This is a genomic window from Niveispirillum sp. FG156, from assembly GCF_057809555.1.
This window is the reverse complement of the sequence record NZ_JBMDKE010000054.1, coordinates 20,062-42,431: the sequence shown is the minus strand read 5'-3', so window position 1 is coordinate 42,431 and position 22,370 is coordinate 20,062. Positions and strand designations below refer to the sequence as shown.

At 63.7% G+C, this 22,370-nt stretch carries 16 protein-coding genes, 1 pseudogene and 1 CRISPR repeat array; of the genes and pseudogenes, 5 read left to right on the top strand and 12 right to left on the bottom strand.

The window, feature by feature from the left end; all coding sequences use genetic code 11:
* Positions 1-78 precede the first annotated feature (78 nt).
* A CRISPR array of direct repeats spans positions 79-642; the repeat unit is 36 nt; unit sequence AGTTTAGCCGATAGGGATTTGCGGTCCAGCCGCAAC.
* Positions 643-658: 16 nt separating this feature from the next.
* Both ACODSP_RS25700 and ACODSP_RS25695 read right to left on the bottom strand, forming a co-directional pair.
* Positions 659-1,784 (bottom strand): annotated as a pseudogene (locus ACODSP_RS25700) (IS701 family transposase).
* Between the two features lie 64 nt (positions 1,785-1,848).
* A complete protein-coding gene (locus ACODSP_RS25695; protein WP_488968373.1) occupies positions 1,849-2,913 on the bottom strand; it encodes a citrate synthase/methylcitrate synthase in 1,065 nt (354 codons plus the stop codon).
* A 90-nt stretch (positions 2,914-3,003) separates the two neighbouring features.
* Here ACODSP_RS25695 and ACODSP_RS25690 point away from each other — a divergent pair, with 90 nt between their 5' ends.
* Both ACODSP_RS25690 and ACODSP_RS25685 read left to right on the top strand, forming a co-directional pair.
* Positions 3,004-4,188 (top strand): citrate synthase family protein, encoded by a 1,185-nt coding sequence (locus tag ACODSP_RS25690; protein WP_488968372.1) that lies wholly within the window; start codon positions 3,004-3,006, stop codon positions 4,186-4,188.
* A gap of 39 nt (positions 4,189-4,227) precedes the next feature.
* Positions 4,228-4,668 (top strand): YkvA family protein, encoded by a 441-nt coding sequence (locus ACODSP_RS25685; RefSeq protein ID WP_488968371.1) that lies wholly within the window; start codon positions 4,228-4,230, stop codon positions 4,666-4,668.
* Between the two features lie 210 nt (positions 4,669-4,878).
* Here the strand turns inward: ACODSP_RS25685 and ACODSP_RS25680 are convergent, their stop codons facing one another.
* The 4 genes from ACODSP_RS25680 to ACODSP_RS25665 all read right to left on the bottom strand — a co-directional run bounded on the left by ACODSP_RS25680 (position 4,879) and on the right by ACODSP_RS25665 (position 10,188).
* Positions 4,879-7,002, bottom strand: coding sequence for a sodium-translocating pyrophosphatase (locus tag ACODSP_RS25680; RefSeq protein ID WP_488968370.1), 2,124 nt, complete (start codon positions 7,000-7,002; stop codon positions 4,879-4,881).
* A gap of 547 nt (positions 7,003-7,549) precedes the next feature.
* The gene (locus ACODSP_RS25675) at positions 7,550-8,014 is read right to left on the bottom strand and encodes a flagellar basal body-associated FliL family protein (RefSeq protein WP_488968369.1); all 465 of its coding nucleotides are present in this window, start codon (positions 8,012-8,014) and stop codon (positions 7,550-7,552) included.
* 170 nt (positions 8,015-8,184) lie between these two features.
* Positions 8,185-8,985, bottom strand: coding sequence for a 2-keto-4-pentenoate hydratase (locus tag ACODSP_RS25670; RefSeq protein WP_488968368.1), 801 nt, complete (start codon positions 8,983-8,985; stop codon positions 8,185-8,187).
* A gap of 99 nt (positions 8,986-9,084) precedes the next feature.
* On the bottom strand, positions 9,085-10,188 hold the full coding sequence (locus tag ACODSP_RS25665) for a LacI family DNA-binding transcriptional regulator (protein ID WP_488968367.1): 1,104 nt from the start codon (positions 10,186-10,188) through the stop codon (positions 9,085-9,087).
* Between the two features lie 245 nt (positions 10,189-10,433).
* On the opposite strand from ACODSP_RS25665, the gene ACODSP_RS25660 reads away from it, so the two are divergent.
* Complete coding sequence (locus ACODSP_RS25660; RefSeq protein WP_488968366.1) at positions 10,434-11,795, top strand: pectate lyase family protein; 1,362 nt, start codon at positions 10,434-10,436, stop codon at positions 11,793-11,795.
* A 133-nt stretch (positions 11,796-11,928) separates the two neighbouring features.
* On the opposite strand, the gene ACODSP_RS25655 is transcribed toward ACODSP_RS25660, so the two are convergent.
* The 3 genes from ACODSP_RS25655 to ACODSP_RS25645 form a co-directional block, all read right to left on the bottom strand.
* Positions 11,929-12,456: a PepSY domain-containing protein gene (locus ACODSP_RS25655; protein WP_488968365.1), complete on the bottom strand. Its 528-nt coding sequence runs from the start codon at positions 12,454-12,456 to the stop codon at positions 11,929-11,931.
* Between the two features lie 86 nt (positions 12,457-12,542).
* Positions 12,543-13,184 carry a bifunctional 4-hydroxy-2-oxoglutarate aldolase/2-dehydro-3-deoxy-phosphogluconate aldolase gene (gene eda / locus ACODSP_RS25650; protein WP_488968364.1) on the bottom strand — a complete coding sequence of 214 codons (642 nt, stop codon included), beginning with the start codon at positions 13,182-13,184 and terminating at the stop codon, positions 12,543-12,545.
* 186 nt (positions 13,185-13,370) lie between these two features.
* Positions 13,371-16,253, bottom strand: a complete 2,883-nt coding sequence (locus tag ACODSP_RS25645; RefSeq protein ID WP_488968363.1) for a TonB-dependent receptor — start codon at positions 16,251-16,253, stop codon at positions 13,371-13,373.
* A gap of 263 nt (positions 16,254-16,516) precedes the next feature.
* Here ACODSP_RS25645 and ACODSP_RS25640 point away from each other — a divergent pair, with 263 nt between their 5' ends.
* On the top strand, positions 16,517-17,536 hold the full coding sequence (locus ACODSP_RS25640; RefSeq protein ID WP_488968362.1) for a PfkB family carbohydrate kinase: 1,020 nt from the start codon (positions 16,517-16,519) through the stop codon (positions 17,534-17,536).
* 556 nt (positions 17,537-18,092) lie between these two features.
* Positions 18,093-19,106 carry an agmatine deiminase family protein gene (locus ACODSP_RS25635; protein ID WP_488968361.1) on the top strand — a complete coding sequence of 338 codons (1,014 nt, stop codon included), beginning with the start codon at positions 18,093-18,095 and terminating at the stop codon, positions 19,104-19,106.
* A 120-nt stretch (positions 19,107-19,226) separates the two neighbouring features.
* Here ACODSP_RS25635 and ACODSP_RS25630 read toward each other — a convergent pair whose 3' ends face one another.
* The 3 genes from ACODSP_RS25630 to ACODSP_RS25620 form a co-directional block, all read right to left on the bottom strand.
* Complete coding sequence (locus ACODSP_RS25630) at positions 19,227-20,099, bottom strand: carbohydrate ABC transporter permease (RefSeq protein ID WP_488968360.1); 873 nt, start codon at positions 20,097-20,099, stop codon at positions 19,227-19,229.
* On the bottom strand, positions 20,096-20,989 hold the full coding sequence (locus ACODSP_RS25625) for a carbohydrate ABC transporter permease (RefSeq protein ID WP_102114935.1): 894 nt from the start codon (positions 20,987-20,989) through the stop codon (positions 20,096-20,098). Before ACODSP_RS25625 ends, ACODSP_RS25630 begins: the two co-directional genes overlap by 4 nt.
* A gap of 208 nt (positions 20,990-21,197) precedes the next feature.
* The gene (locus tag ACODSP_RS25620) at positions 21,198-22,340 is read right to left on the bottom strand and encodes an ABC transporter ATP-binding protein (RefSeq protein ID WP_488968359.1); all 1,143 of its coding nucleotides are present in this window, start codon (positions 22,338-22,340) and stop codon (positions 21,198-21,200) included.
* Between the last annotated feature and the right edge of the window lie 30 nt (positions 22,341-22,370).

Genomic DNA, 22,370 nt, shown 5'->3' with positions numbered 1-22,370 from the left:
CAGATTCTCACATCGACGCCATCTTGTGAATCCTTTGTCAGCGTCATTGCACTAGACCCGACAGATTTGACTGATCTGAGTTTAGCCGATAGGGATTTGCGGTCCAGCCGCAACCGATAAGATCAAGGGGGCCGGGCCATCGGGAGTTTAGCCGATAGGGATTTGCGGTCCAGCCGCAACACTTGACCCGTGTCGGCAACGAGATTGACTAGTTTAGCCGATAGGGATTTGCGGTCCAGCCGCAACAGGCACGAGGCTTTGGTCCTTGCATCGCAGAGTTTAGCCGATAGGGATTTGCGGTCCAGCCGCAACGTGAAGGCCCACCATCCGCCAAACGATGAAAGTTTAGCCGATAGGGATTTGCGGTCCAGCCGCAACACGGCGGGTTCGTTCAGGGTGGCGCGGGCCAGTTTAGCCGATAGGGATTTGCGGTCCAGCCGCAACAAGTACGTGGAAGGGGGCGGGGATGATGAAAGTTTAGCCGATAGGGATTTGCGGTCCAGCCGCAACTTGGTCGCCATGAAGGGCGCCATCTGCCCCAGTTTAGCCGATAGGGATTTGCGGTCCAGCCGTAACAATGACGGACATCGGCGCATCGGAAATCTTAGTTTAGCCGATAGGGATTTGCGGTCCAGCCGCAACCAGTCCAGATCGCGGTTCAGGCGGCGATTTGGGTTGCCGGACTCCTTTCGTTCCATTTGGCCTCAGCGTCGCGGCGCAGGTCCGCAGCCAGTTTAGCGAGGAAAGCAGCGGCCGCTATGCATAGGGTCATGTGGCGGTGCCAGCCGTGCCATGATCGGGCCTCGCAATGGTCGAGGCCTAGGTCGTCTTTGGCGCGCTGGAAACATTCCTCGATAGTCCAGCGCAGCCCGGCGGCACCGGCCAGTTCAGCCATGGCGGTGCCGGCCGGTGCAAAGACGAAATAATAGGCCCGCCTGCCCGGATTGTGCCGGTTGCGGCGGATCAGGACCCAGCGTTCGAACCCTTCGTCACAGGTCCAGGCCAGCGGGATCCGTGCCCAGTCGTAAAGGCGCAGGCCCATGGCGCCTTCGCCGGCAGCCAGACGGGTCCAGGCTTCGGCCGGCAGGTCATCGGCCATGGCCCGCGGGTCGGTCTGCAACAAGCCTTCCGCTGTCAAGAACCGCAAGGTCTGGTTGGAACGGACGGCGAGTACATAGGGCTGCCGACGCCCCTCCAGCATGCGGCGCAGGCCGCCGTCCGAACCATACAAGGCATCGGCCAGCACCCAGGCACAGGTCACGCCACCATCCAGCGCCGCCGCGATCAGATCACGGGCGATCTGTGTCTTTGGTGCGAATGTTACGTCCTCCGGCACCTGCGCCTTCGCCCGGCGAGCCGTGTCCCCGCCCCAGTCCTTCGGCAGATACAGCCGACGGTCGATCAGTGCCTGGCCCCACGGCCCCGCATAGGCCAGAAACACACCAACCTGGTAATTCTCGATCCGGCCCGCCGTCCCCGAATATTGACGACCGACCCCAACCGAATGGGCGCCCTTCTTCACAAAGCCGGTCCCATCCACCACCAGGACCCCATCCCCGCCACCTAACGCCTCAAGCGCGTAGCCCCCAACCGTCCGGCAGACCGCGTCCGCATCCCAGCGCGAGCGCCCCAGCAGCGACTGCATCCGACAGCAACCCGTCAATGAAAGCCGACACAGACTGCCGAACCTCAGCCCGGCCAAGCAGAAAAACTAACCGGTCCTTCAAGTCCGACAAGGCCTCGCCCCACCCCAACAACGGTCCAGACCAGTCAGATACTCCCATGTCTCAGCATCCATAGCCCGAAGACACAGGGAATCATGGGAAATCTACAAATGCAACTGTAGTACTAAGCCGCCACCGGCCCCACATAGCGGGACGCGGGACGCATCAGACGGCCCGTCGCTTCCTGCTCCATGACATGCGCGCTCCACCCGGCAACGCGACCCATGGCGAAGATCGGTGTGAACAGGTCACGGTGCAGGCCCACGGCATCCAACAGCAGGGCCGTGTAGAACTCCACATTGGTTTCCAGCGGACGGTCGGGCCGGTGGGCGGCCAATGCTGAAACGGCCGCACGCTCCACCTGTTCGGCCAGATCGATGCGCGGGCTGCGCAGGGGGCGGACGGCGACCTTCAGCACCTCCGCACGCGGGTCGCGCACCCGGTAGATACGGTGGCCGAACCCCATCAGCCGCCGCCCCGCCGCCAGTTCGCCCGCGATCCAGTCGGGGGCGGCATCCGCACTCCCAATGGCGTCCAGCATGTCCAGCACGGGGCCGGGCGCACCGCCATGCAGCGGCCCCTTCAGGGCGCAGAGCCCGGCCACCACGCTGCTGACCATCCCGGCACGGGTGGAGGCCACGATGCGGGCGGCGAAGGTGGAGGCGTTCAGGCCATGGTCACTGACCGTCACCAGATAGGTGTCAAGCGCGCGGGCCAGTACCGGATCGGCGGCATGCCCCGTCATCATGCGCAGGAAATCCGCCGCATGGCCGGCACCGGCGTCAGGCGCGCTGGGGGACAGCCCCTGGGCATGGCGCACCCGTGCCGCGATGAAGACGGGAACGGCGGCCACCACACGCACTGCGTCATCCGCCGCGTCACCATCGGGCAAGGATGACAGCATCAGGCGCAGCGCCTCCACCGCGCTCAGCCCCGCCGTGGCAGGCAGCAGATTGGGCAGCTGCGCCGCAACGGCCACCCGCGCCCGGCCAATGGCATCACGCAGGGCATCGGGCCGCCCGCCCAGCGGATGGAACCCCTGCCACAGCAGGGCCGTGATCCCTTCGAAATCCAGGGTCTGCGCCGCGCGTTCCACGGGCAGGCCACGCAGGACGAGTTCGCCTGCCGCCCCATCCACATGGCTCAACACGGTTTCGGCGGCGATGATCCCATCCAGTCCGGTCGTCATTTCCGGCTCCTTGCAGCTTGTTGCATCCTGGACAGGGTTGGACGATGCGGATATACAGTCAATATTGATTCAATAAATCAATATATCATCATGACCGCACCCCTGACCCTGTCCGCCAAGGAAGCCGCCGCCGAGCTGGGCGTCAGCCTGGCCACGCTTTATGCCTATGTCAGCCGGGGCCTGATCCGGTCCGACGCCCCGGCGGGTGGGCGCACGCGGCTGTACCGCGCCGAGGACGTCCGCGCCCTGGTGACCCGACGTGACCGGCCCGTGGAGGCGGCCAGCGACCGGGCGCTGGATTGGGGCGCACCGGTACTGGAATCGGCCATCACCCTGATCACAGGCGACGGGCTGTATTATCGCGGACGGGATGCCGGCGATCTGGCGGCAGGCGCCACGCTGGAGGCGGTGGCCAGCCTGCTGTGGGACAGCACGGAGGATGCTTTCGCGGAGGAACCGCCCGCCCTGCCCGCCTTTGCCAGCCTGCCGCTGGGGCTGGACCCGCTGGACCGGCTTTTGTCGCTGCTGCCGCTGGCGGCGGCGGGCGACCTGCGGTCCGTGAACCGTACCCCGGCGGGGCTGGCGCGGACGGGCGCGCGCATCCTGCGCCTGACGGCGGGCATCCTGACAGGCACCAACCCCTCCGCCCTGCCCCTGCATCAGCAGCTGTGCGGCGCCTGGGGCGTGGCGGGGCCGGGGGCGGAGCTGGTCCGCGCGGCCCTGGTCCTGTGTGCGGATCATGAACTGAACGCATCGGCTTTTACCGTCCGCTGCGTCGCCTCCACCGGGGCCAGCCCCTATGCCGCCCTGTCGGCGGGGATTGGCGCGTTGCGGGGGCCGCGCCATGGCGGCATGACGGCGCGGGTGGCGGCCATCCTGCCGCGCCTGCTGGATGCGCCAGACCCGGCCCAGGCCCTGGCCGCCCATCTGGCGCGCGGGGATGAACTGCCGGGATTCGGGCATCCGCTTTACGCCAAGGGCGATGTCCGGGCGGCCTGGCTGCTGAAGCGGATGGCGGCAACCTGGGGTGCCGATACCCGCATGCGCCGCGCAATGGCGCTGGCCCGCACCGCGACGGAGATGGCGGGGACACCGCCGACCATCGACTTTGCCCTGGTCCTGCTGGCTGACCGGCTGGGCCTGCCGCCGCATGCACCCATTACCATCTTCACCCTGGGGCGCAGTGCGGGGTGGGTGGCGCATCTGCTGGAACAGGTGCGGTCAGGCGTCCTGATCCGACCGCGCGCCCGCTATACAGGGGTGCGGCCTGCCTGACCCCTTGCCCCGACGCGGTATCTTCGCCATATCCAGGGCATGAGCGAGCCTGCCGATAAATACAGTGAAGAGGCCCTGCGCATCGATCCGATCAAGATGCGCAGCGATGCCGACCTTGTCCGCCGCCGCTTCTGGGACAAGCTGCGCGGCAGTCTGGCCCGCATTCCCTTTGCAGACCGCATCATCGCCGCCCGGTATGCGGCCACTGACCCGGCCACGCCGCTGCGGGACAAGGCGGTGCTGCTGGGCGCGCTGGCCTATTTCATCATGCCGGTGGATGCGGTGCCGGACTTCGTCACCCTGTTGGGCTTCACCGACGATCTGGCCGTCCTGACACTCGCCCTGCGCACGGCCTCCGTGTCGATCAGGGAGGAACACCGACAGCAGGCCCGCGCCTGGCTGGATGGACACTCAGTCAGCAAGGCCAAGGCAGAGGATGTGGCCAAGGGGCCGATCATCGATCATGACGGGCGGGCATAAGCATAATTGCCTCCCCAGCAAAGGCCGGGGCCCAGGGGCCGCAAGCATCAACTTTTCCATCTGGCTCGATTTGGAAGTACCAGCGTTGGGCGCGTGGCCCCTGGGCCCCGGCCTTCGCCGGGGAGACAAATTAGGATAAGTAGCCAATCAGGCGCATAAAAAGGCCCCAGCCCGTTACCGGACCGGGGCGCAAAATCAGCTCCGTAACGCTTAGCCGTGGGCCAGGATGGCCAGCAGCAGCAGCGCCACGATGTTGGTGATCTTGATCATCGGGTTCACGGCGGGACCAGCCGTGTCCTTGTAAGGGTCGCCGACGGTGTCACCGGTCACAGCCGCCTTGTGCGCGTCCGAACCCTTGCCGCCATGATGGCCCTCTTCGATGTATTTCTTGGCATTGTCCCAGGCACCGCCGCCCGACGTCATCGAGATGGCGACGAACAGGCCCGTGACGATCACGCCCAGCAGCATGGCGCCGACGGCACTGAACGCCGCACCCTTACCCGCGATGGCGGCCACGATGAAGTACAGCACGACCGGGGCCAGCACCGGCAGCAGCGAGGGGATGATCATCTCCTTGATGGCTGCCTTGGTCAGCATGTCGACGGCGCGGCCATAGTCCGGCTTGGACGTGCCGGCCATGATGCCCGGATCGTCACGGAACTGTCGCCGCACCTCTTCCACCACGGAACCGGCGGCGCGACCCACGGCGGTCATACCCATGGCACCGAACAGATAGGGCAGCAGGCCGCCCAGGATCAGGCCGACGACGACATAGGGGTTGGCGAGGCTGAAATCGACGGTCACACCCTGGAAATAGGGATAGGCGTCGGTATTGGCGATGAAGTACTTCAGATCCTCATTATAGGCTGCGAACAGCACCAGGGCGCCCAGACCGGCGGAGCCGATGGCATAGCCCTTGGTGACGGCCTTGGTGGTGTTGCCGACCGCGTCCAGCGCGTCGGTGGTGACGCGCACATCCTTGGGCAGGTCGGCCATTTCGGCTATGCCGCCGCCATTATCGGTGACGGGGCCATAGGCATCCAGCGCCACGACCATGCCGGCAACCGCCAGCATGCTGGTGACCGCAATGGCGATGCCGAACAATCCTGCCAGCAGGAAGCAGGCGATGATGGCGACGCAGATCACCAGGGCCGGCAATGCGGTCGATTCCATCGACACGGCCAGACCCTGGATGACGTTGGTGCCGTGGCCCGTGGTGGAGGACTGCGCCACCGACTTCACGGGGCGGTAATTGGTGCCCGTGTAATATTCGGTGATCCAGACGATCAGGCCGGTGACGGCCAGACCGATCAGCCCGCAATAGAACAGATGCCGGCCCGTGAAGGTCACGCCATCACCCGTGGTGAAGACGGTGTGGAAACCTTCGGGCAGCACATAATGCGTGACCCCGCCGATGGCGACCAGCGACAGCAGACCGCAGGCGATGAAGCCCTTGTACAGCGCGCCCATGATGTTGTTGGACGAGCCCAACTTCACGAAATAGGTGCCGATGATGGAGGTGATGATGCACGCCCCGCCAATGGCCAGCGGATAGACCAGGGCCGAAGCCAGGACCCCCTGACCCGCGAAGAAGATGGAGGCCAGCACCATGGTGGCCACAACGGTCACCGCATAGGTTTCGAACAGGTCGGCGGCCATGCCGGCGCAGTCGCCGACATTGTCACCGACATTGTCGGCGATCACGGCGGGGTTGCGCGGGTCATCTTCGGGAATGCCGGCCTCGACCTTGCCCACCAGATCGGCGCCCACGTCGGCACCCTTGGTGAAGATGCCGCCGCCCAGGCGCGCGAAGATGGAGATCAGCGAGGCGCCAAAGCCGAGCGCGACCAGCGCGTCGATCAGTTCACGTCCCGTGACACCCATGGAGGTCAGCACGAAATAATAGCCGGCGACGCCCAGCAGGGCGAGGCCCGCCACCAGCATGCCCGTAACGGCACCGGCGCGGAACGCCAGCGACAGACCCTGGGCCAGCCCTTGACGCGAGGCCTCTGCCGTGCGGACATTGGCGCGCACGGAGATGTTCATGCCGATATAGCCGGCAGCGGCGGACAGGACCGCGCCGATCACGAAGCCGATGGTTACCTTGACGCCCAGCAGCACACCCACCAGCACCGCGATCACGACTCCGACAATGCCGATGGTCGTATATTGACGGTTCAGATAGGCACCCGCACCGATCTGGATGGCGTGGGCGATTTCCTGCATGCGGGCATTGCCCGGACTGGCGGAGAGCACGGCACGGGCCGTTACCAGCCCATAAAGAATGGCCAGCACCCCACATGCCAGCACGAAGTACAGCACTTGCGTGGTCATGTCGTTTCCTTACCCTGTTGAAGATGCCGCTTCTTTTTTCTGACCGGATGGCCGGCGGCATTAGGTGGGCGCAAGCATGCCATGCGTTTTTAAATGCGGCAATACGCCACCATTAACCAGACTTGCACTTTGCACTGCGGCATTGCAGTGCGGGATGATTCGGACGCGGATGCGGCAGCGTCCGTGCAACGGTGTGAAACAAAAAATAAAGGTGTGTTTCAGGAGCGCGCACCTTTCCCGCTCCGAAAGCCGATGGCTCCGGATGGGCGTAGGCGCAACTGGGGCGTTGATGACGATATTATAGCAGGATGGCAGCCAGAGGTCAGCAGTGCCGACGCGGCGCGTATCGGTTCTTAGGGTAGGGTCTGTCAGATTTATGTGGGGTCGCCCCCCGCGGTCATCCCCGCGAAAGCGGGGACCCAGCAAGAGCAGCGATAGCTGCGACATGATTCATATCGGCGCTGACCGCGCCTCTCGCTGGGTCCCCGCTTTCGCGGGGATGACTGTTGAGGACGCACCAACCCAATTCCACAAAACCTGACAATCCCTAATAAACCGGCCGCTGGCTGACCGACTGGATCAGCACGTCATGCACGATGCCGGGGCCCAGGACCTTGTCCGTGGTTTCCATCAACTTGGTCTTCAGGGCGGGAATGTTCAGGACCTGACCGTCGATCACCTGCCCCTTGTCGATGCCACCATAAAGGGCCTGGACATAGGCATCGATCAGACGCGGGCTTTGCACGCGGACCTGTTCGCGGGTCGTGTCGTCATCCACTTCCAGGCTGACGGTGACCATGATGTTCTGTTCCACGGTCTTAGCGCCCATGACGGGCACGATCATCGGCCCCACCTGCACGAAGACGGGGGGACCCGTGCGCTCCTTCTTCTTGGGCGCTTCTTCCGCATGCTCGCCTTCCTTGTGCGGCTTCGGCCCGAACATGACGTAGCCGCCGACACCGGCGCCGATCAGCACCAGCAAAGCCAGGACAAGCAGGATGATATTCTTCATGGAACAGACGCCCCTTCAACAGACAGACGCATCATAGCACCCCGACGCCCGCGCCCAAGAGCGCCAATTCCGGGAAGGTGCTGCGCCCCGCCGAATTGAACGTTGTTCATTCACTGTTTGAAGTCAAGCGAAGGTTGGGAGCAAAGCCCGCCCCAACCTTCGTGATCGGTTCAGCGCGGCTGTGCCTGGACGGTCCGCACCTTGATCTCTCCGCCCGGCGCGAAGGTGACGGTGGAGGACTGGCCCAGGGCGATGTCATGGATGCCCGTCACGGCCCCGGTGGTGATCAGGGTGCCTGCCGGCAAGGCGATGCCGCGCGCCCGGCAATGGGCCAGCAGGAAGGCGACGGCCTGGACCGGCGTGCCGGGGATGCTGGCAAAGCTGCCCGTACCGACCAGTTCGCCTTCGATCCGGGTTTCAACGGTCAGGCTTTCCGGTGCCGCATCGGCCCAGCCCTTCAGTTCGGGACCCACGATCAGGCCGGCATTATTGCCGAAATCGCTGACCACGACGGTGGGGCCCAGCTTGTTGATGGTGGCCAGCGGGCTGCCGGCCAGTTCGATACCGGCATGGATGGAACCGATCAGGGACTTCGCCTCAGCCTCATCCGACGGGCCGCTGGCCGGCATTTCGGCGCCCAGCTTCACCACGAACTCCCCCTCCACCGCCGCGAAGCCGCCGGGAATGACCGGCAGGTCGATGACCTGACCTTCGCTGTAATCCCAGACATTGCCGTCAAACACGGGACCGGCCAGGCGCATGGCCCCCAGTTTCTCCCGGAAGGAAGGCGGCACCATGCCGATCTTCCAGCCGCGCACCGGCGTGGGCCAGAGCGCGCGCGCCACATCCTGAATGTCATAGGACTGGGTCAGGTGATCGGGGATCGTGCCGGGATAATCCGGCAGGGATGTTGCGGCACGGCGGGCAGCGACAAAACGCTGGGCGATTTCCTGGGCGGTGGACACCGTCATAACTCCTGAAATATGGGATATATCAGGCGCCATCCTATGATGACACCGGTTTCCATGCAAGGCGGCAGGAGCCGTTGGATGAACCCACGGCCCCACCCATCAGGCCTTGGGCGGCGCGCTGCTTTCGCGGACCACCAGATGCGGTTGGAAAATCGTCTCGCGCAGCTTGGCGTCGGGCTGCGCGATGCGCTGGATCAGTTTTTCCGCCGCCACGCGGCCCATGTCGCGGACGGGCGAGCGTACAGTGGACAGGGCGGGGCACATGCGCAGGGCCAGCTGGCTGTCATCGAAACCGACAACAGTCAGCTCCTGGGGGATGGTGATGCCCTTCTGATAGGCGATGCGATAGACGCCGGCGGCCATTTCATCGTTACATGCGAAAATGGCCGTGGGCGGGTTCGCCATCGACAGCAGCTTTTCGGCGCATTCCTGGCCGCTTTCGAACGTGTAGGCGCCCTGGGCCGACAGTTCGGGGTCCAGCGACAGACCGTGGCGAGCCAGACCGTCGGCAAAGCCACGGCGGCGTTCCTGGGCGGATTTATATTGCGGTGTGCCGGCGATGTAGCCGATGCGGCGATGGCCCAACTCGACCAGATGGTCGGCCACCTCCGCCGCACCCTTATAATCCTCATACACGACCAGATGGGCCGCGACATCCAGGGGCACGCAGGCGACGCGGATAAAGCGGCAGCCGATTTCCACCAGCATGGCGGCCAGCGCCTCATCCTCCGACAAGGGCGGCAGCAGGATGACGCCATCCAGCTTCTGCCGCTCCACGAACTGCCGCATCTCCTTCATATAGGTCGGGCTGGTCCGGATGCAGGGATGCACCACCAGCTCAAACCCGCTTTTGCGGCAGGCCTCCAGAATGCCCGCCTGGACATTCACCACATACTGGCTGTTGGGATTGTCATAGATGATGCCCAGCAGGAAGGAGCGCTGGGACGCCAGCCCGCGGGCCTGCGGGTCCGGCTCGTACCCGATATCATCGATGACCTTGGCGATCTTCTGACGGGTTTCCTCATTTACCAGGGGCGACTGGTTGATGACCCGCGACACCGTCTTCTTCGACACTTCCGCCAGACGGGCCACATCATTGATGGTGGGCCGGCGCTTCAGGTCCCAGATATAGGTCTTCGGCGCTTCCGGCTTTTCGGCCTGTTCGGTCACGGCGGCAGCGTCGGCGGTGCGGGCACGGGGCATGGAGGGTGCTGTCCCATTTCGATGTGTTTATCGGCATCAATTGTCCCCCCAGGGGACAATAGGAATGTACTGCACTGTGCGCCGGGATGGCGCAACCCCAAATCAGTCATGGTCCGGGTTTGACGGCAGTGAAAGTCTGCTTTTCGTTTGCCCAGGCCTACAGAATAATGGTAACCGGTGTCAAATCATGTGTAAAGACGGTACGCAAAGCCAGTACCGGCTTCTGTGATAAAGGGAGTGCCCCGATGAAGATGCGCCCGGCAGCACTTGCTGCCCTGCTGTGCCTGCTGCCCTCCCTTCCCGCTGCCGCCATTGGCCGCGATGTGGCGCCCGCCGCCATACCGGCCTTTCCGGGGGCCGAAGGGGCCGGTGCCTATGCCATGGGGGGACGGGGGGGACGGGTCTTCACCGTTACCAGCCTGGAAGATGCAGGACCGGGCAGCCTGCGCGAGGCGGTGGAGGCCAAGGGACCGCGCATGGTGGTGTTCGCCGTGTCGGGGACCATCCAGCTGAAATCCGACCTGCGTATCAAGAACGATTTCATCACCATCGCGGGCCAGTCGGCGCCCGGCGGCGGCATCACCTTGCGCGATTATCCGCTGATCGTGACGGCCAGCCATGTGGTGATCCGCCATGTCCGCTCCCGCTTGGGCAGTGCGGCGGGACAGGAAGCCGATGCCGTCACGGTCTTTGATGGCAAGCACATCATCCTGGACCATGTCTCCGCCAGTTGGTCCACCGATGAAAGCCTGTCGCTGTCCTTCAAGTGGAAGGAAGGGATGACGGGGCTGGACAATGTGACGGTGCAATGGTCGGTGATCGCCGAAAGCCTGAACAAGTCGGTGCATGCCAAGGGCGATCACGGCTATGGCACGCTGGCGCGCGGGTCGTTCGGATCGCGTTTCAGCTTTCACCATAATCTGTGGGCCAGCCACACGGCCCGCATGCCGCGCCCCGGCAATTTTGAAAAGCAGGCCGATGACCCGACCGGCGCCTTCATGGATTTCCGCAACAATGTCTTCTTCAATTGGAAGGGGACGGGCAAGGGCGGGGCGTCGGGCTATAACGCCGATACCGATGCCGTCACGGCCTATAATTTCGTGAATAATTACTATGTGGCCGGCCCAGATTCGAAGGGCGCACATGCGTTTGACGAGAAAAGCCCCGTGGCCAGGGCGTATTTTGCCGGCAACTGGATGAACCATGCCGAGCCGGCGGACCCCTGGTCGCTGGTCACCGGTGTGCAGGCCGATGGCTACCGCCAGTCTGCCCCCATCCCGATGGCGGCGGTGACGACGGAGCCCGCCGATGCCGCCTTCCGCGCGGTTCTGGCCAAGGCCGGGGCGGGCCGCGTGCGCGACAGTGTGGATGAGCGGATCACGGCAGGCGTGGCCAAGGGCGAGGGTCGGATCATCGACAATCAGGACGATGTCGGCGGCTGGCCGGTGCTGACGGCGGGAGTGGCACCGACCGACAGCGACCGGGACGGCATGCCCGATGCCTGGGAAAAGGCCCACGGCCTGAACCCAACCGATCCGGCGGACGGGGCGACCGACCAGGATGGCGATGGCTATACCAATCTGGAAGAATATCTGAACGGGTTATGAGGGGCGAACGGGGGTTGCCCTCACCCTCCCAAGCCTTGGCAGGCTTGGGCCCCTCCCTCTCCCACGTTCGTGGGCGAGGGGTGGAAATTTTGTCCCTCGCTTGGCGGGAGGGTGAGGGTGCAACCGACTTGGATCAGCTCTTGTCGGCCATGACCTGACCGGTGGCGCCGTCGACGCGGATGGTGCGGGTGCCGTTGCCGTTCAGCACCTCGACCTCATAGGTCAGGCGGCCATTATCGTGATCGACCTCGGCCTCGATGGCCTTGCCGCCGCCCTTATTCTCCGCGATGCCGATGGCCTGCGCCAGGCTGGTGGAAGAGGCGGTCAGTTCGCGGGGCTCCACGCCCGCCCCCAGTTGCTGTGCCCAGGTGGCCAGGGTCTGCTTGTCAGCCGAAGCGATCTTGCCGTTGGAGGCATCGACATCCCAGCGGGTCACGGTCTCGCCGGACACGATGTCGATCTGATACAGGCCGACGCTGTTCTTGGTATCGAAATCGACATCCACCGCCTTGCCCTTGCCCTGCTGTTCAGCCTGGGCAATGGCCTGGGTCAGGGAAACCTTGGCCTGACGGAAGGCGGCGATGTCACTGTCGGAGCTGGCGGCCAGGGCCGGGGCGACTAGGACCAGGGACAGGGCGGCTGTGCCGAGAAGCATCTTCATGGTTTGCATCCTCCGGTTAGTGGATGCAGCCTTAACGATACCACCCTGCCCCTGGTTCCGGGCTTACCCCGTTTGAGGCGTTTGTGTTAAACGCCGGGCGTCGCGAACGCGGCTGCCGCGCGGGCATTGGCGGTGATGCCGGCCCAGTCGCCATCCGCGATCTGCTTGTTGGTGGCGATCCAGGAGCCGCCGACGCCGACCACATTCTTCAGCGCCAGATAAGACGCCACCTTGTCGCGCCCGATGCCGCCCGTGGGGCAGAAGCGGGCCTGCGGCAGGGGGGCGGCCAGGGCGGCGATGGTGCCGGCACCGCCATACTGCTCCGCCGGGAACAGCTTCAGCACCTCAAACCCGTCATCCAAACGCTCCAGCACCTCGCTGGGCGTGGCCACACCGGGGATGACCGGCACGCCACAGGCCTTCAGCGGGGCCACCAGGGCCGCCGTCGTGGCAGGGGTCACGATGAAATCCGACCCCGCCGACATGGCGGCATCCAGGTCCGACGGCTTCAGGATGGTGCCGGCACCCACGATCAGGCCGGGCACGGCCCGCTTCATGGCGGTGATGGCGTCAAGGGCGGCGGGCGTGCGCAAGGTCACCTCCACCACCGACAGGCCACCCTCCTTCAGGGCCACGGCCAAGGGGTCGGCATCCTCCACCCTTTCGATGGTCAGGACCGGAATGACGGGCGAGCTTTTCAGCAGCAGGGTGAAGGCCTGGATATTCACGTTGTAAGGCTCCCATCAACAGGAAAACGGCCCCGCCTGTGCCGGTGGGGCCGTGATGAGGTCGGAACAGGAGATCAAGGCAATAGCGGAGGCGATCATGCATTGCCACCGGTTTCCACGCCGGGCCGCGATGCAGCCCCGTGGGGTCTTCCCCCGACCCTGTCGGGCCGGGGGAAGCGGAGGTCATCAATACTTGTACTTGGCACCCAGGAAGAACTGGCGGCCATAATGGACATATTCTTCAGAGTTCTGGCGCTCGCTGGTACCGACCCAGCGCTCGTCGAACTCGTCGGTCAGGTTGATGGCTTCGAACGTCACCGAGATCTGCTCGCTAATGTTGTAGCTGGCCGAGAAGTCCAGGTTGAAGGTCGAGGCCTTGCCACGGATGTCGTTGGCATTGCCCGGCGATATCTGCGTCAGGTAGCTGTCGCGGAAGGAGCCGGAGACGCGGGCGCTGAAATCATCGTTCTCATAGTAAAGAGTGGCATTGAACGACTTGGGCGACAGACCAACCAGCGGCTCACGCACGATACGGGTGCCGACGCGATAGTCGATATCCGACGTCACATAGGTGAAGTTGGCGATACCACCGAAATCATCGAACGGAGCCGGCAGGAAGGTGAACGGCTTCTGCACGCTGATTTCAAAGCCCTTCAGCGGGCCGCCCTTGGTATTGCCGGAGCGGGTGATGGTGAAGGTTGTGTCAGGCCTATTGTTGTTGGCCAGAAGGCTCTCCGGCAGCCCCGTTTCGGCAAAAGTCATCTGCTCGGAGATGTTCTGGATGTAGCTCTTGATGTCCTTATAGAAGAAGCCAACCGTTACCAGCGTCTCCTTCTCCGGATACCATTCAAAGGAGAGATCGACCGTATTGGCGCGGATCGGGTTCAGTTCCGGGTTGCCGACGCTGATGGTCTGGCTGGCATTGGTGATCGAACCACCGGGGGTCAGGTTCGGCAGGTCGGGGCGCGACATCACCTTGGCCGCCCCAAAGCGTACCAGGAAATCGTCAATCGGCTCCAGCGACAGGTTGATAGCCGGCAACGTATCGTCATAGTCGCGCTGCTTGGTGACCAGCGTCGTGCCGACATAGCCGGTGGAGGTCAGCTTGGTCTTCACCTGACGCAGACCGACATTGCCACGGAACGGCATATCACCCAGTTCGGTATTGAAATCGGCCTGGACGAAGGCGCTCAGGCTGCGTTCGCGGGCGTTGCGGTTATTGCCGATGGCGCCCTGGCCGTCCTTGGCGACGCGGAAATCGCCATATTGGTTGATACAGTTACAGTAGAAACCCAGCAGTTCCTCAAACTTGTCGATCGACGGAACCACCCAGGAAGTCGGCGTACCGTTCGGGATATTCAGGTGACGACCGAAGCCCGACACCAGTTCCGACAGGCTGGCGATGGTGGTGCCGGCCGGCAGCGGTACGGCGGCCTCGGTGAGATTGCCGGTCCCCTGGATCGCATCCAGCGTGCCGTAACGGCGCCATTCCTGGGTCTTGAACTTGTAATCCTTGTGGGCCAGACCGGCCTTCAGGGTTACCCAGTCCTGGGCATCCCACTCAAACTCGCCCCGGAAGGTCTGGAAATCGTTATTCGTCTTGTTGGGACGAATACGGATCAGTGACTGGTCACCGATGACAGCGCCGTTGCGGACCAGACGGGTCGACGGGCTGAAGATATAGTTGGCCGGATTGGTGACGTCGAAACCGTAATTGAAGGCCGGCAGGTTCTTGTTGCCGGAATAGTCGTAGCTGTAGCCCTGGACATTATAGGCTTCCAGCGACAGGGTCGTCTGTTCCGGGTTGTCCTGCACCGAGGAGGACCAGCCGGCAACACCCTTGAAACGGATCGTGTCGGTGAATTCCTGGTCTAGATTGAAGGAATATTGCAGGAATTCGGTCTGCAGGCGGTCGCGGCGCTGTTCGGTACGGATATCGACGCCGTTGAAGGTGCCCTTGATCAGGTTGCCCAGATCATCATAGGTGGCCTGGGTGACGGTGGTGCCGCCCATGCCGCCCGCACTGGTGTTGCGGCTGAAGGAAATGGCTTCCAGATACTGTTCCTGGCGCGTGCCCTTCAGATCGGCATAGAGGCCGTCCAGCGTGATACGCGTCGTCTCAAACGGCTGGAACTGCAGGGCGGCGGTGGCGCCCAGGCGTTCCTGATCGTAATCCAAGCGGCCATAGCGCGGGATGCGCGGGTGCCAGGCCGACTGTTCCGGCAGGGCGCGGTTGGCCGGCGAGTTGGACACCGTATTGCCCGGACCTCCAAACAGGAAGTTGGCCGTGGCGCTGCCCAGACCCGTGGTCTGATTGACCGTGCCGATCGTGTCGATGCCACGTTCCCAACGGCCCGTGGAGGAGCCTTCCTCCAGACGGTTGGTCTCCGAGTAGGCGACGGAGAACAGGGCGCCGATCTTGCCATCCGCGAAAGTATCGGACACCAGCAGGGTGCCGCGCGGGTCCTTCGACTTGGACAGATCATTATAGCCGATCTTGCCCGAAGCGGAGAAAACGAACTTGTTATAGTCGAACGGGCGGGCCGTCTGCAGGTCGACCGTGGCGCCCAGCGAGCCTTCCTCGGTCTGGGCAGACGTGGACTTGCGCACCGTCAGGCTGTTGAACAGTTCCGACGCGAAAATCTGGAAGTCGAAGCCGCGGCCACGGTTGGCGCCGCCCGACCCGTCCTTGCCGCCCGTGGTGGCCAGGGCTTCCAGCCCGTTCAGCCGCACGCGGGTGAAGGTGGAGGAAAGACCGCGCACCGTGATCGAACGGCCTTCGCCGCCATCACGGTCGATGGAGACGCCGGGGATACGCTGCAGCGATTCTGCCAGATTGGTATCCGGGAACTTGCCAATATCTTCGGCATTGATGACATCGACGATGTCATTCTCGTTCCGCTTCTTGTTGATGGCGCTGGCCAGCGAGCCACGGAAGCCCGTAACCACGATTTCTTCCAGGGCTTCCTGTGCCTGCGCACCCGCAGGGATCAAGCCGGCCAGCAGGACCAGGGCCGAGGCGCCGGCGAGACGGCGGCGGATGCAGGGCGTACCCGCGAACTTCATCATTGCTTCCTTCCCCTTCAGATTTATCGTTCTGGCCGCACCGATCCAGCCCGCAGCCGGAACGGCAAGCAGGGGGTAGGACGAACGATTTAGGTCTTTATACCAGTCGTCTTAGCCGGTAGGCGTTGACACCGGTGACAGGGCTATTAATGATCCGATCTGACACCGGTGGCAATACGTTTTTGCATTGAGATATCCAAGTTCGTCACAGGATGTGGCACAAATCCCGCAGTAGGTGGGTTTGCATGGTGGAAGGGAGAGACCCGATGACCGGGCGTATCGTGTGTTTTGGTGAATTGCTGATGCGCCTGACGGCGCCGGGCCGGGAAATGCTGCTGCAAAGCCCGCGTCTGGACGTCACCTTTGGCGGGGCGGAGGCCAATGTCGCCGTGTCGTTGGCCCGATTCGGCTGGGACGCTGCCGTCGTCTCCACCCTGCCCGACCAGGGCATTGGCGAGGCCTGCCGGGGTGAGTTGCGCCGCTATGGCATCGACACGCGCGGCATCCAGATGCGCCATGGCCGCATGGGCCTGTACTTCCTGACCGTCGGCGCCATGCAGCGCCCGTCGGAGATCATTTATGACCGCGCCGGGTCCGCATTCGCGGTGACGGAGGCTGGCGCCTATGATTGGCCCACGCTGCTGAACGGGGCCGAATGGCTGCATGTCGGCGGTATCACGCCCGCCGTCAGCGAAGAGGCCGAGAAGGCCGTGGTCGCGGCGGCAGAAGCCGCCAAGGCCGCCGGCGTCAAAGTTTCCTTCGACTGTAACTACCGCGCCAAGCTGTGGGCCGACCGGGGCGGTGACGCGCCGGCGGTGTTTGCCAAACTGGCCTCCTGCGCCGATCTGATGTTCGGGAATGAGCGCGACATCGCCCTGATCTTAGGCGCGGATTTCCATGCCCTTCCCCTGTCGGAGCGGTTTTTGGCGGCGGCGGAGCTGGCGTTTAAGACCTGGCCGGGCCTGAAATGGCTGGCCTCCACCATCCGCAGCCATCATGACGTGGACCATCAGGAACTGACGGGACGTGTCGCCGCGCGTGACCACCGGGTGCATTATTCCCGCACCTACAAGCTGAACGGCATTGTCGACCGCATTGGCGGCGGCGACGCCTTTGCCGCCGGCCTGATCCATGGACTGGACAAGGGCTGGGCCGCCGATCAGGCCATCAATTTCGCCGCCGCCGCCGCCGCGCTGAAACATTCGGTGCCGGGTGACGCCAATCTGGTGTCGGTGGCCGACGTGATGAGCCTGGTCAATGAGGAAGGGTTGGATGTGAAGCGGTGAGGGCACTGTTGCTCCGTTGCTCCCTCACCCTCCCAAGCCTTCCGGCTTGGGAGGGTGAGGGAACCACGCCAGCCCCCCACTCCAAGCCATGCACGCCGCGCAGTCTTGCCCCGGCGCGTGCCCCGGATGGCGCAAAAGCCGCTGCGCAACTATATTACGTCCATCGAAAACAACGATGGAGACTCATCATGCGGTACTTTTTCCTGCTTCCTATGCTGCGGCTCGGTGCTTTTTCCCGGTATGCCGTTTCGGTTGAGCAGTACCCGGCCAACCGCCGCGATTGAGGCGGAAAGGCCTGCTTCTTTAAGCAGTTCCCATTTTTCAGTCTGATGTATGCTGTTCCCTCAAACGCCGGGCGGCGGCATCCGCCGCCTTGGCTCACGCAGGCACAAGCCTGCGGGCCAGCAGTCGCTGGCCTTCAAGGGGCAAATTAATGCCCCTTGATATGAGTATCGGTTCGGTGGGGAACCGGCATGGTTGTCAGGACAGCGCCCCGGCGGGTACCCTCGCCGGGGCGTTTTCATGTCTGGCCCAGATCAGAAGCAAGGATCGCATCATGACCCATCCCGCCGCCGAAGGCTTTTACATGCCCGCCGAATGGGCGCCGCATGCGCGCTGCTGGATGGCGTGGCCGGTGCGGGAGGAAACGTTCCCCAACGGCCTGCCCGCCGCGCGTGCCGCCTATGCCGAGGTGGCGAAGGCCATTGCGCAGTTCGAACCAGTGACCATGCTGTGCCCCGACGGGGCGCTGGCCGATGTCTCGCTGGCCTGCGGGCCGGGCGTGTCGGTGCTGCCGGTGCCCTGCTCCGACAGCTGGCTGCGCGACAACGCGCCCAGCTTTGTCGTGAACGGCAAGGGCGATGTGGCCGGCGTGCATTGGGGCTTCAATGCCTGGGGCCGGAATTATGACGATTTTCAGCCGGATACGCAGGTCGGGCGCCTGATCCTGGAGAACCAGGGACTGAAGCGGTTCGCGGCCCCGCTGGTGATGGAGGGCGGGTCATTCCATGTCGATGGCGAGGGGACACTGCTGACGACCGAGGAATGCCTGCTGAACCCCAACCGCAACCCGCATCTGTCGCGCGGCGAAATTGAGGCGCATCTGGCGTCCCATCTGGGCGTGCGGGAATTCATCTGGCTGAACAGGGGCTATGAGCAGGATGAAACCGACGGCCATATCGATGAGATCGCGGCCTTTGTGAAGCCGGGCGTCGTGCTGACCATGGTGACCGACGATACGTCGGACCCGAACTATCCCGTGTTCCAGGACAATGTCGCCCGGCTGAAGGCCGCGCGCGACGCGGCGGGCCGGACGCTGGAGGTCGTGACCCTGCGCACGCCGGCGCGTCAGGAACAGCATGGCGTGCGCCTGACGCTCTCCTACACCAATTTCTACATGGCCAATGGCGGCATCGTCATGCCGCTGTTCGAAGACCCGATGGATGCCGAGGCCGTCACCCTGTTCGGCAAGCTGTTCCCCGACCGGCATATCGTGCCGGTGCCGGCGCTGGATATCGTGCGCGGCGGCGGTGGTATCCATTGCATCACGCAGCAGCAGCCGGTGGGGTGAGGTGGCAGCGTTGCACCGCGGATTACGCTTACGCTAATCCGCGCTACGTCCCTAACGTCCCCGCGAGGCTGCATCCGTAGCGCGGATTAGGCGAAGCCGTAATCCGCGAAAACCCCGGCGTCATCCCTTCACCGACCCCGACGTGATCCCCTCGACAAAATATTTCTGCGCCAGGAAAAAGACGATCAGCGAGGGCAGCAGGGCGATGGTGGACATGGCCAGGACCTGGTTCCAGGCCGTGGCCTCCGTCACGTCGATGGCCATTTTCAGGGCCAGGGCTACGGGGTATTTGCCCACCGAGGACAGGTAGATCAGGGGATAGAGGAAGTCGTTCAGGCTCCACATGAACTGGAACAGCGCGACGGAGATGATGGCCGGCATGATCACCGGTACCACCACATGCCACAGTACCTGAAGCGAGTTGCAGCCATCGATGACGGCCGCTTCCTCCATATCGGGCGGGATGCCACGCAGGAACTGCACCACCATGAACACAAAGAAGCCGTCGGTAGCGAAGGCGCAGGGAACATAGAGCGGCAGATAGGTATCCAGCCAGCCGAATTCCCGGAACATCAGATATTGTGGGATCAGCAGCACGCTTTTCGGCAGCAGGATGGTCGCCACCATCAGCGCGAACCAAAGCTGCTTGCCCGGCATGCGGAACCGCGCGAAGCCGAAGGCCACCAGCACCGATGACACGACGGTCAGCACCACCTTCGGCATGATGAAGGCGAAACTGTTCAGCAGGTATGTCGCGAAGCTGTATTCGGTGCCGGTGCGCCAGCCCTTCACCACCCCATCCATGGTCGGTTCCTGCGGCCACAAGCCGACCGATCCGAAAATCTCATGGTTGGGCTTGAAGCTGGCGGCCACCATCCAGAACAGGGGATAGAGCATGACCAGCCCCACCCCGATCAGCACGCCATAGCGCAGCAGGGCACTGAAACGGCCAATCCAGGCGGCATCGCGGCGAGGCACGCTGATCAGGCTCATTCCCCATCCTCCCGCTCATTCCCGTAGAAGACCCAGTATTTGGCAGACGCAAAGGCGATGATGGTGAACAGCGCGATGATCAGGAACAGGACCCAGGAGAGGGCGGCGGCGTAACCGACATTGAAGTACTTGAATGCCTCTTCATAGATCATCAGGGGCAGCAGGTAGGTGGATTTCAGCGGCCCGCCGCCCGTGATGATATAAGGTCCGTTAAACTCCTGAAATGCCTGCACGATCTGCATAATGAAATTGAAAAAGATCACCGGCGTCAGCAGCGGCAGGGTGATGGTGAAGAAAATGCGGGCCTTGCCGGCCCCATCGATGGTCGCCGCCTCATAAAGGTCGGTGGGAATGTTCTGCAGACCCGCCAGGAACACCACCATGGCCGACCCGAATTGCCACAGGCGCAGCAGCACGACGGTGAACAGGGCATAGGCAGGCTCCCCCAGCCAGTTCAGCGGCTCCCCCCCTGCCCAGACCAGAACCTGATTGATCAGCCCATCGCCCGCGAAGACATAGCGCCACAGCACGGCAATGGCCACCGACCCGCCCAGAATGGAAGGCACGTAATAGGCGGTGCGGAAAAAGCCGATGCCCCGCAGCTTGAAATTCAAGACGAAGGCGATGAACAGGGCGAAGGCCAGTTTCAGGGGCACGGTGATGAACACATAGAGGAAGGTGACGCCCAGCGAGCCATGGAACGTGTCGTCGCCCGCCATCTGCGTGTAATTGCCCAGCCCCAGAAACCGCGCCTGTTCCACCGGGTCCTGCAACTGATAATCCGAAAAGGACAGCAGGAAGGATGCCAGGAAAGGAAACAGGGTGAAGGTCGCCAGACCGATCAGGAAGGGCGCGATGTAGAGATAGCCGGAGACGCGGTTGTCATACATGGGCAGACCTGCCATTGCGCTGGCGCTGACCCATCCCGCCCCCCTTCGTCATCCCGGCGAAAGCCGGGACCCAAGGGCCGCAGGGAAAGCCATAGCCACCGCCAACCAGGATGCCACCGATAGGTCGGGCACGCTGCCCCTGGGTCCCGGCTTTCGCCGGGATGACGATGATGGGAGGATGATTAGCAGGCCTGTTCATAATCCCCCCTCACGCCGCCACGGCTGCGCGCGCCGCCGGTTCACCCACGGCGCGGCCATCGGCATCGAACAGGTGGCATTGCGCCAGCCGGACGCCGATGCGCAGACCCGTGCCGATGCGCAGGGGCACATCGCCACTGATCTTTACCACCAGCACCCCATCGGACAGCGACGGCATGCGCAGATGCGCCAATGTTTCCCCGCCCAGCCGTTCGACCAGATCGATGATGGCGTCAAACTCCACCGCCTGATCATCGTCCATGTCCGCCGGGGTGGGGCCGACGCGAAAATGTTCTGGCCGGATGCCCACCGTGACCTTGGCCCCCGGCTTCACCGCCGCGTCATGGCGGGGCAGGCGCAAGGTGGCGCCGTTCAGGCGCACGCTGACGCTGTCCGTTTCCACCGCCTCCACGATCCCATCCATGAAATTCATGCGGGGGGAGCCGATGAAGCCGGCCACGAACAGGTTGGCGGGGTGACGGTACAGCTCGATGGGTGCGCCGATCTGTTCGATCCGCCCGGCATTCAGCACCACGATGCGGGTGGCCAGCGTCATCGCCTCCACCTGATCATGGGTCACATAGATCATGGTGGCGCCCAGCTTGGCATGCAGGCGCGCGATCTCCACCCGCATCTGGCCGCGCAGCGCGGCATCCAGATTGGACAGAGGTTCGTCGAACAGGAATACCTCCGGTTCACGCACGATGCAGCGGCCAATGGCCACCCGCTGCCGCTGCCCGCCCGACAGGGCGCGGGGCTTGCGGTCCAGCAAGGGGGTCAGTTGCAGGATCTCCGCCGCCTTTGCCACCTTTTCCTTGATCAGGGGTTTGGGCAGGCCCGCGATCTTCAGGCCGAAGCCCATGTTTTCCGCCACGCTCATGTGGGGGTAAAGCGCGTAGGATTGGAACACCATGGCGATGCCGCGTTCGGACGGGTGAACCAGGGTGACATCGCGGTCGCCGATCATGATCGACCCGCCGGTCGGCAGTTCCAGGCCGGACACCAGGCGCAGCAAGGTGGACTTGCCACAGCCCGATGGGCCGACAAACACCGTCAGTTCCCCCGGCGCGATTTCCAGGTCCACACCCTTGATCACATCGACGGCGCCGAAGCATTTCGTCACCCCGCGCAGCAATACCCTACCCTTGGCCACGCCCCCTCCCCTGCTTTTATCGGTGGTCGC